The following is an 8,141-nucleotide window of genomic DNA, read 5'->3' as shown; positions in this document are numbered from 1 at the left end:
TCGCGATGGATGACGGTCTGCGTTTCGCAATCCGTGAAGGTGGCCGTACCGTTGGCGCGGGCGTGGTTGCTAAAGTTCTCGGCTAATTGCTGATAACATTTGACGCAATGCGCAATAAAAGGGCATCATTTGATGCCCTTTTTGCACGCTTTCAGATCAGAACCTGGCTCATCAGTGATTATTTTTGTCATAATCATTGCTGAGACAGGCTCTGCAGAGAGCGTATAATCCGAAAAGCGAATGAGCATTTCGATTTGGTTTGCCTCGCAATCGCGGGGTGAAAATGTTTGTAGAATACTTCTGACAGGTTGGTTTATGAGTGCGAATACCGAAGCTCAAGGGAGCGGGCGCGGCCTGGAAGCGATGAAATGGGTAGTGGTAGCCGTTCTGCTGATCGTAGCGATTGTCGGCAACTACCTTTATCGTGACATTATGCTGCCGCTACGCGCGCTTGCAGTGGTAATTCTGATTGCTGCAGCGGGTGGTGTCGCGCTGTTGACGACGAAAGGCAAAGCGACTGTCGCTTTTGCACGCGAAGCGCGTACCGAAGTCCGCAAGGTGATTTGGCCGACTCGCCAGGAAACATTGCACACCACGCTGATTGTAGCGGCGGTTACCGCTGTAATGTCACTGATCCTGTGGGGACTGGATGGTATTCTGGTTCGCCTGGTATCCTTTATCACTGGCCTGAGGTTCTGAGATGTCTGAAGCCCCTAAAAAGCGCTGGTACGTCGTTCAGGCGTTTTCCGGTTTTGAAGGCCGCGTAGCAACGTCGCTGCGTGAGCATATCAAATTACACAACATGGAAGAGTTATTTGGCGAAGTTATGGTTCCGACCGAAGAAGTGGTTGAGATCCGTGGCGGCCAGCGTCGCAAAAGCGAGCGCAAATTCTTCCCGGGTTACGTGCTGGTTCAGATGGTTATGAACGACGCGAGCTGGCACCTGGTGCGCAGCGTACCGCGCGTGATGGGCTTTATCGGCGGCACGTCTGACCGTCCGGCGCCAATCAGCGACAAAGAAGTTGATGCGATTATGAACCGCCTGCAGCAGGTGGGTGATAAGCCGCGTCCGAAAACGCTGTTTGAGCCGGGTGAAATGGTTCGTGTTAATGACGGTCCGTTTGCTGACTTTAATGGTGTGGTTGAAGAAGTGGACTACGAGAAGTCCCGCCTGAAAGTCTCCGTCTCTATCTTCGGTCGTGCGACCCCGGTAGAACTGGACTTTGCTCAGGTAGAGAAAGCCTAAGCAGCGATCAAAAAAGCGACGATTTAATCGTTGCACAAGGCGCGAGATTGGAATACAATTTCGCGCCTTTTGTTTTTATGGGTCTCGGCCCGTAAAGCGAATTTTATTCACGGGGAGCCTCCCTGAGGCGCTATTACCCAATCAGAGGATTTTAGAATGGCTAAGAAAGTACAAGCCTACGTCAAGCTGCAGGTTGCAGCTGGTATGGCGAACCCAAGTCCACCAGTTGGTCCAGCTCTGGGTCAGCAGGGTGTGAACATCATGGAATTCTGTAAAGCGTTCAACGCCAAAACCGAATCCCTGGAAAAAGGTCTGCCAATCCCAGTTGTAATCACTGTTTACGCTGACCGTTCTTTCACTTTCGTTACCAAAACCCCTCCAGCAGCAGTTCTGCTGAAGAAAGCGGCGGGTATCAAGTCTGGTTCCGGTAAACCGAACAAAGACAAAGTGGGTAAAATTTCCCGCGCTCAGCTGCAGGAAATCGCGCAGACCAAAGCTGCCGACATGACTGGTGCCGACATTGAAGCGATGACTCGCTCCATCGAAGGTACTGCACGTTCCATGGGCCTGGTAGTGGAGGACTAAGAAATGGCTAAACTGACCAAGCGCATGTCCGTGATCCGTGACAAAGTTGATGCGACCAAACAGTACGACATCAACGAAGCTATCGCTCTGCTGAAAGAACTGGCTACTGCTAAGTTCGTTGAAAGCGTTGACGTTGCTGTTAACCTGGGCATCGATGCTCGTAAATCTGATCAGAACGTTCGTGGTGCAACTGTACTGCCACACGGTACTGGCCGTTCCGTTCGCGTAGCTGTATTTACTCAGGGTGCTAACGCAGAAGCTGCTAAAGCTGCTGGCGCTGAACTGGTAGGTATGGAAGATCTGGCTGACCAGATCAAGAAAGGCGAAATGAACTTCGACGTTGTTATCGCATCTCCAGATGCAATGCGCGTTGTTGGCCAGCTGGGCCAGGTTCTGGGTCCACGTGGCCTGATGCCAAACCCGAAAGTGGGTACTGTAACGCCTAACGTTGCTGAAGCGGTTAAGAACGCTAAAGCAGGTCAGGTTCGTTATCGTAACGACAAAAACGGCATCATCCATACCACCATCGGTAAAGTGGACTTTGACGCTGACAAACTGAAAGAAAACCTGGAAGCTCTGCTGGTTGCGCTGAAAAAAGCAAAACCAACTCAGGCGAAAGGCGTGTACATCAAGAAAGTTAGCATCTCCACCACCATGGGTGCAGGTGTTGCAGTTGACCAGGCTGGCCTGAGCGCTGCTGCAAACTAATGCCTTTACGTGGGCGGTGATTTTGTCTACAATCTTACCCCCACGTTTGCTAACAAAAGTTAGCGGCTAAAAGAATTGTTCGTTGGAGCCTGGCCTAATCCAGGCCTCCGTCGAAGACCGCAGGTGTTTCGCAAGAGACTTAATCCCCTGCGTAGACGGTGACAGAACGCTAAGATTATTTTTGGATATTCTGGCTTGTTTCTGCTCACCGTATTAAGACGCTCTTTCCGTTTGGGAGAGTGAAGTGAGTTCCGGAACATGAGTTCCGGCAAACATCCAGGAGCAAAGCTAATGGCTTTAAATCTTCAAGACAAACAAGCGATTGTTGCTGAAGTCAGCGAAGTAGCCAAAGGCGCGCTGTCTGCAGTAGTTGCGGATTCCCGTGGCGTTACTGTAGACAAAATGACTGAACTGCGTAAAGCAGGTCGTGAAGCTGGCGTATACATGCGTGTTGTTCGTAACACCCTGCTGCGTCGCGTAGTTGAAGGTACTCCTTTCGAGTGCCTGAAAGACACGTTTGTTGGTCCGACCCTGATTGCATACTCTATGGAACACCCGGGCGCTGCTGCTCGTCTGTTCAAAGAGTTCGCGAAAGCGAATGCAAAATTTGAGGTCAAAGCTGCAGCCTTTGAAGGTGAGTTGATCCCGGCATCGCAAATCGATCGCCTGGCAACCCTGCCGACCTACGAAGAAGCAATTGCACGCCTGATGGCAACCATGAAAGAAGCTTCGGCTGGCAAACTGGTTCGCACTCTGGCTGCTGTTCGCGATGCAAAAGAAGCTGCTTAATCGCAGTTATCTTTATAAAGCATTTGCTTACGTATAAACTTATTCTGATTTTCAGGAACAATTTAAATGTCTATCACTAAAGATCAAATCATTGAAGCAGTTGCCGCTATGTCCGTAATGGACGTTGTAGAACTGATTTCTGCAATGGAAGAAAAATTCGGTGTTTCTGCTGCTGCCGCTGTAGCTGTTGCTGCTGGCCCAGCTGCTGACGCTGCTGAAGAAAAAACTGAATTCGACGTAATTCTGAAAGCTGCAGGCGCTAACAAAGTTGCTGTTATCAAAGCAGTACGTGGCGCAACTGGCCTGGGTCTGAAAGAAGCTAAAGACCTGGTAGAATCTGCTCCAGCTGCGCTGAAAGAAGGCGTGAGCAAAGACGACGCAGAAGCACTGAAAAAATCTCTGGAAGAAGCTGGCGCTGAAGTTGAAGTTAAATAAGCCAACCCTTCTGGTTGCAGCCTAAGCAATTAGGCTGATGGCTGGTGACTTTTTAGTCACCAGCCTTTTTGCGCTGTAAGGCATCAGTAGCATTTCACACTGTTTGACTGCTGATTGTCCTGACAATGCATGTTTCTATCGACGACTTAATATATTGCGACAGGGTGCTCGCTCTGTGTAAATCGCGACGAAATGATTTAAGCGTGATAGCAACAGGTATTGCGGAAAGTATTCAATTTTCCGGTCCACAAAATGGTGTTGCACAAACTGTCCCTTCGTCGGACAGATGGGTCGACTTGTCAGCGAGCTGAGGAACCCTATGGTTTACTCCTATACCGAGAAAAAACGTATTCGTAAGGATTTTGGTAAACGTCCACAAGTTCTGGACATTCCATATCTCCTTTCTATCCAGCTTGACTCGTTCCAGAAGTTTATCGAGCAAGATCCTGAAGGGCAGTACGGTCTGGAAGCCGCCTTCCGTTCCGTGTTCCCGATTCAGAGCTACAGCGGTAACTCCGAGCTGCAGTACGTCAGCTACCGCCTTGGCGAACCGGTGTTTGACGTTCAGGAATGTCAGATCCGTGGCGTGACCTATTCCGCACCGCTGCGCGTAAAACTGCGTCTGGTGATCTACGAGCGCGAAGCGCCGGAAGGCACCGTAAAAGACATTAAAGAACAAGAAGTCTACATGGGTGAAATTCCACTCATGACAGACAACGGTACTTTCGTTATCAACGGTACTGAGCGTGTTATCGTTTCCCAGCTGCATCGTAGCCCGGGCGTCTTCTTCGACAGCGATAAAGGTAAAACACACTCTTCCGGTAAAGTACTGTATAACGCACGCATCATTCCTTACCGTGGTTCATGGCTTGACTTCGAGTTCGATCCAAAAGACAACCTGTTTGTCCGTATCGACCGTCGTCGTAAGCTGCCTGCAACCATCATTCTGCGTGCGCTGCAATATACCACTGAGCAGATCCTGGACCTGTTCTTTGAGAAAGTGATCTTTGAAATCCGCGACAACAAGCTGCAGATGGAGCTGGTGCCGGAACGTCTGCGTGGTGAGACCGCGTCGTTCGACATCGAAGCCGACGGCAAAGTGTATGTGGAAAAAGGTCGCCGTATCACCGCGCGCCACATCCGCCAGCTGGAAAAAGATGATATCAAACACATCGAAGTTCCGGTTGAGTACATTGCAGGAAAAGTAGCCGCGAAAGATTACGTTGATGAATCAACTGGCGAGCTGATCTGTCCGGCTAACATGGAGCTGAGCCTGGATCTGCTGGCTAAGCTGAGCCAGTCTGGCCACAAACGTATCGAAACGCTGTTCACCAACGATCTGGACCACGGTCCTTATATCTCTGAGACTATCCGCGTCGACCCAACGACCGATCGTCTGAGCGCGCTGGTTGAAATCTACCGCATGATGCGTCCTGGTGAGCCACCAACTCGCGAAGCGGCTGAAAGCCTGTTCGAGAACCTGTTCTTCTCCGAAGACCGCTACGATTTGTCCGCGGTAGGTCGTATGAAGTTCAACCGTTCTCTGCTGCGTGATGAGATCGAAGGTTCCGGTATCCTGAGCAAAGACGACATCATCGAAGTGATGAAGAAGCTCATCGATATCCGTAACGGTAAAGGCGAAGTGGACGATATCGACCACCTCGGCAACCGTCGTATCCGTTCCGTAGGCGAAATGGCGGAAAACCAGTTCCGCGTTGGCCTGGTACGTGTTGAGCGTGCGGTTAAAGAGCGTCTGTCTCTGGGCGATCTGGATACCCTGATGCCTCAGGATATGATCAACGCCAAGCCGATTTCTGCGGCAGTGAAAGAGTTCTTCGGTTCCAGCCAGCTGTCTCAGTTCATGGACCAGAACAACCCGCTGTCTGAGATTACGCACAAACGTCGTATCTCTGCACTCGGCCCAGGCGGTCTGACCCGTGAACGTGCAGGCTTCGAAGTTCGAGACGTACACCCGACTCACTATGGTCGCGTATGTCCAATCGAAACGCCTGAAGGTCCAAACATCGGTCTGATCAACTCCCTGTCCGTGTACGCACAGACAAACGAATACGGTTTCCTCGAAACGCCGTATCGTAAAGTGACCGACGGTGTTGTAACCGACGAAATTCATTACCTGTCTGCTATCGAAGAAGGCAACTACGTTATCGCTCAGGCGAACTCCAACCTGGATGACGAAGGCCACTTTGTAGAAGATCTGGTTACCTGCCGTAGCAAAGGCGAATCCAGCTTGTTCAGCCGCGACCAGGTTGACTACATGGACGTATCCACCCAGCAGGTGGTATCCGTCGGTGCGTCCCTGATCCCGTTCCTGGAACACGATGACGCCAACCGTGCATTGATGGGTGCGAACATGCAACGTCAGGCCGTTCCAACTCTGCGTGCTGATAAGCCGCTGGTTGGTACCGGTATGGAACGTGCTGTTGCCGTTGACTCCGGTGTTACTGCAGTTGCTAAGCGTGGCGGTACCGTTCAGTACGTTGACGCATCCCGTATCGTTATCAAAGTTAACGAAGACGAGATGTATCCGGGCGAAGCGGGTATCGACATCTACAACCTGACCAAATACACCCGTTCTAACCAGAACACCTGTATCAACCAGATGCCTTGTGTATCTCTGGGTGAGCCAGTTGAGCGCGGCGACGTGCTGGCAGACGGTCCGTCCACCGACCTCGGTGAACTGGCGCTCGGTCAGAACATGCGCGTAGCGTTCATGCCGTGGAACGGTTACAACTTCGAAGACTCCATCCTCGTCTCCGAGCGTGTGGTTCAGGAAGATCGTTTCACCACCATCCACATTCAGGAACTGGCATGTGTGTCCCGTGACACCAAGCTGGGGCCAGAAGAGATCACGGCCGATATCCCTAACGTGGGTGAAGCAGCGCTCTCCAAACTGGATGAATCCGGTATTGTTTACATCGGTGCGGAAGTGACCGGCGGTGACATTCTGGTTGGTAAGGTGACGCCGAAAGGTGAAACCCAGCTGACGCCAGAAGAGAAACTGCTGCGTGCCATCTTCGGTGAGAAAGCGTCTGACGTTAAAGACTCTTCTCTGCGCGTACCAAACGGTGTTTCCGGTACGGTTATCGACGTTCAGGTCTTCACCCGTGATGGCGTTGAGAAAGATAAGCGTGCGCTGGAAATCGAAGAGATGCAGCTCAAGCAGGCCAAGAAAGACCTGTCTGAAGAACTGCAGATCCTCGAAGCAGGTTTGTTCAGCCGTATTTATGCGGTGCTGGTTGCCGGTGGCGTTGAAGCTGAGAAGCTCGACAAACTGCCACGCGATCGCTGGCTGGAACTGGGCCTGACCGACGAAGAGAAACAGAATCAGCTGGAACAGCTGGCTGAGCAGTATGACGAACTGAAACACGAGTTCGAGAAAAAACTCGAAGCGAAACGCCGCAAAATCACTCAGGGCGACGATCTGGCACCAGGCGTGCTGAAGATTGTTAAGGTGTATCTGGCCGTTAAACGTCAGATCCAGCCTGGTGATAAGATGGCAGGTCGTCACGGTAACAAGGGTGTTATCTCTAAGATCAACCCGATCGAAGATATGCCGCACGATGCTAACGGTACTCCGGTAGATATCGTACTGAACCCACTGGGCGTACCGTCTCGTATGAACATCGGTCAGATTCTGGAAACCCACCTGGGTATGGCTGCGAAAGGTATCGGCGACAAGATCAACGCCATGCTGAAACAGCAGCAGGAAGTCGCGAAACTGCGCGAATTCATCCAGCGTGCCTACGATCTGGGTACCGACGTTCGTCAGAAAGTCGACCTGAACACCTTCAGCGATGAAGAAGTGCTGCGTCTGGCAGAGAACCTGCGCAAAGGTATGCCAATTGCAACGCCGGTCTTCGACGGTGCAAAAGAAGCTGAAATTAAAGAGCTGCTGCAACTGGGTGGTCTGCCAACGTCTGGTCAGATTACGCTGTTTGACGGCCGTACCGGTGAACAGTTTGAGCGTCCGGTAACCGTAGGTTACATGTACATGCTGAAACTGAACCACCTGGTCGACGACAAAATGCACGCTCGTTCTACCGGTTCTTACAGCCTGGTTACTCAGCAGCCGCTGGGTGGTAAGGCACAGTTCGGTGGTCAGCGCTTCGGGGAGATGGAAGTGTGGGCGCTGGAAGCATACGGCGCGGCATACACCCTGCAGGAAATGCTCACCGTTAAGTCTGATGACGTGAACGGTCGTACCAAGATGTATAAAAACATCGTGGACGGCAACCATCAGATGGAACCGGGCATGCCAGAGTCCTTCAACGTACTGTTGAAAGAGATTCGTTCGCTGGGTATCAACATCGAACTGGAAGACGAGTAATTCTCGCTCAAACAGGTCACTGGTGCCGGG

8 protein-coding genes are annotated in these 8,141 nt (G+C 51.5%); all 8 read left to right on the top strand.

The window, feature by feature from the left end; translation table 11 throughout:
- Positions 1-86 (top strand): hypothetical protein (locus ACOTXR_RS23560; RefSeq protein ID WP_000740160.1); only part of this gene is annotated, 86 nt, incomplete at its 5' end.
- Positions 87-315: 229 nt separating this feature from the next.
- Positions 316-699, top strand: a complete 384-nt coding sequence (secE, locus tag ACOTXR_RS23555; RefSeq protein WP_013094999.1) for a preprotein translocase subunit SecE — start codon at positions 316-318, stop codon at positions 697-699.
- Between the two features lies 1 nt (position 700).
- On the top strand, positions 701-1,246 hold the full coding sequence (gene nusG, locus ACOTXR_RS23550) for a transcription termination/antitermination protein NusG (protein ID WP_003862341.1): 546 nt from the start codon (positions 701-703) through the stop codon (positions 1,244-1,246).
- A gap of 156 nt (positions 1,247-1,402) precedes the next feature.
- Positions 1,403-1,831 (top strand): 50S ribosomal protein L11, encoded by a 429-nt coding sequence (rplK, locus tag ACOTXR_RS23545; protein ID WP_008503452.1) that lies wholly within the window; start codon positions 1,403-1,405, stop codon positions 1,829-1,831.
- Positions 1,832-1,834: 3 nt separating this feature from the next.
- Positions 1,835-2,539: a 50S ribosomal protein L1 gene (rplA, locus tag ACOTXR_RS23540; RefSeq protein ID WP_013095000.1), complete on the top strand. Its 705-nt coding sequence runs from the start codon at positions 1,835-1,837 to the stop codon at positions 2,537-2,539.
- 291 nt (positions 2,540-2,830) lie between these two features.
- Complete coding sequence (gene rplJ, locus ACOTXR_RS23535; protein WP_004097644.1) at positions 2,831-3,328, top strand: 50S ribosomal protein L10; 498 nt, start codon at positions 2,831-2,833, stop codon at positions 3,326-3,328.
- A gap of 66 nt (positions 3,329-3,394) precedes the next feature.
- On the top strand, positions 3,395-3,763 hold the full coding sequence (rplL, locus tag ACOTXR_RS23530) for a 50S ribosomal protein L7/L12 (protein ID WP_014882064.1): 369 nt from the start codon (positions 3,395-3,397) through the stop codon (positions 3,761-3,763).
- A gap of 319 nt (positions 3,764-4,082) precedes the next feature.
- Positions 4,083-8,111, top strand: a complete 4,029-nt coding sequence (rpoB, locus tag ACOTXR_RS23525) for a DNA-directed RNA polymerase subunit beta (RefSeq protein ID WP_014882065.1) — start codon at positions 4,083-4,085, stop codon at positions 8,109-8,111.
- Positions 8,112-8,141: the final 30 nt, after the last annotated feature.

Source organism: Enterobacter cloacae complex sp. IR53030, from assembly GCF_049238365.1.
Classification (GTDB): Bacteria; Pseudomonadota; Gammaproteobacteria; order Enterobacterales; family Enterobacteriaceae; genus Enterobacter; species Enterobacter kobei.
Note: the sequence above shows the minus strand (reverse complement) of the source record. Positions and strands in the feature narration are given on the sequence as shown.

What these genes read in the sequence shown, in the direction of transcription:
- secE (WP_013094999.1), top strand. Translation starts at nt 316, where the DNA reads ATGAGTGCGAATACCGAAGCTCAAGGGAGCGGGCGCGGCCTGGAAGCG.
- nusG (WP_003862341.1), top strand. Translation starts at nt 701, where the DNA reads ATGTCTGAAGCCCCTAAAAAGCGCTGGTACGTCGTTCAGGCGTTTTCC.
- rplK (WP_008503452.1), top strand. Translation starts at nt 1,403, where the DNA reads ATGGCTAAGAAAGTACAAGCCTACGTCAAGCTGCAGGTTGCAGCTGGT.
- rplA (WP_013095000.1), top strand. Translation starts at nt 1,835, where the DNA reads ATGGCTAAACTGACCAAGCGCATGTCCGTGATCCGTGACAAAGTTGAT.
- rplJ (WP_004097644.1), top strand. Translation starts at nt 2,831, where the DNA reads ATGGCTTTAAATCTTCAAGACAAACAAGCGATTGTTGCTGAAGTCAGC.
- rplL (WP_014882064.1), top strand. Translation starts at nt 3,395, where the DNA reads ATGTCTATCACTAAAGATCAAATCATTGAAGCAGTTGCCGCTATGTCC.
- rpoB (WP_014882065.1), top strand. Translation starts at nt 4,083, where the DNA reads ATGGTTTACTCCTATACCGAGAAAAAACGTATTCGTAAGGATTTTGGT.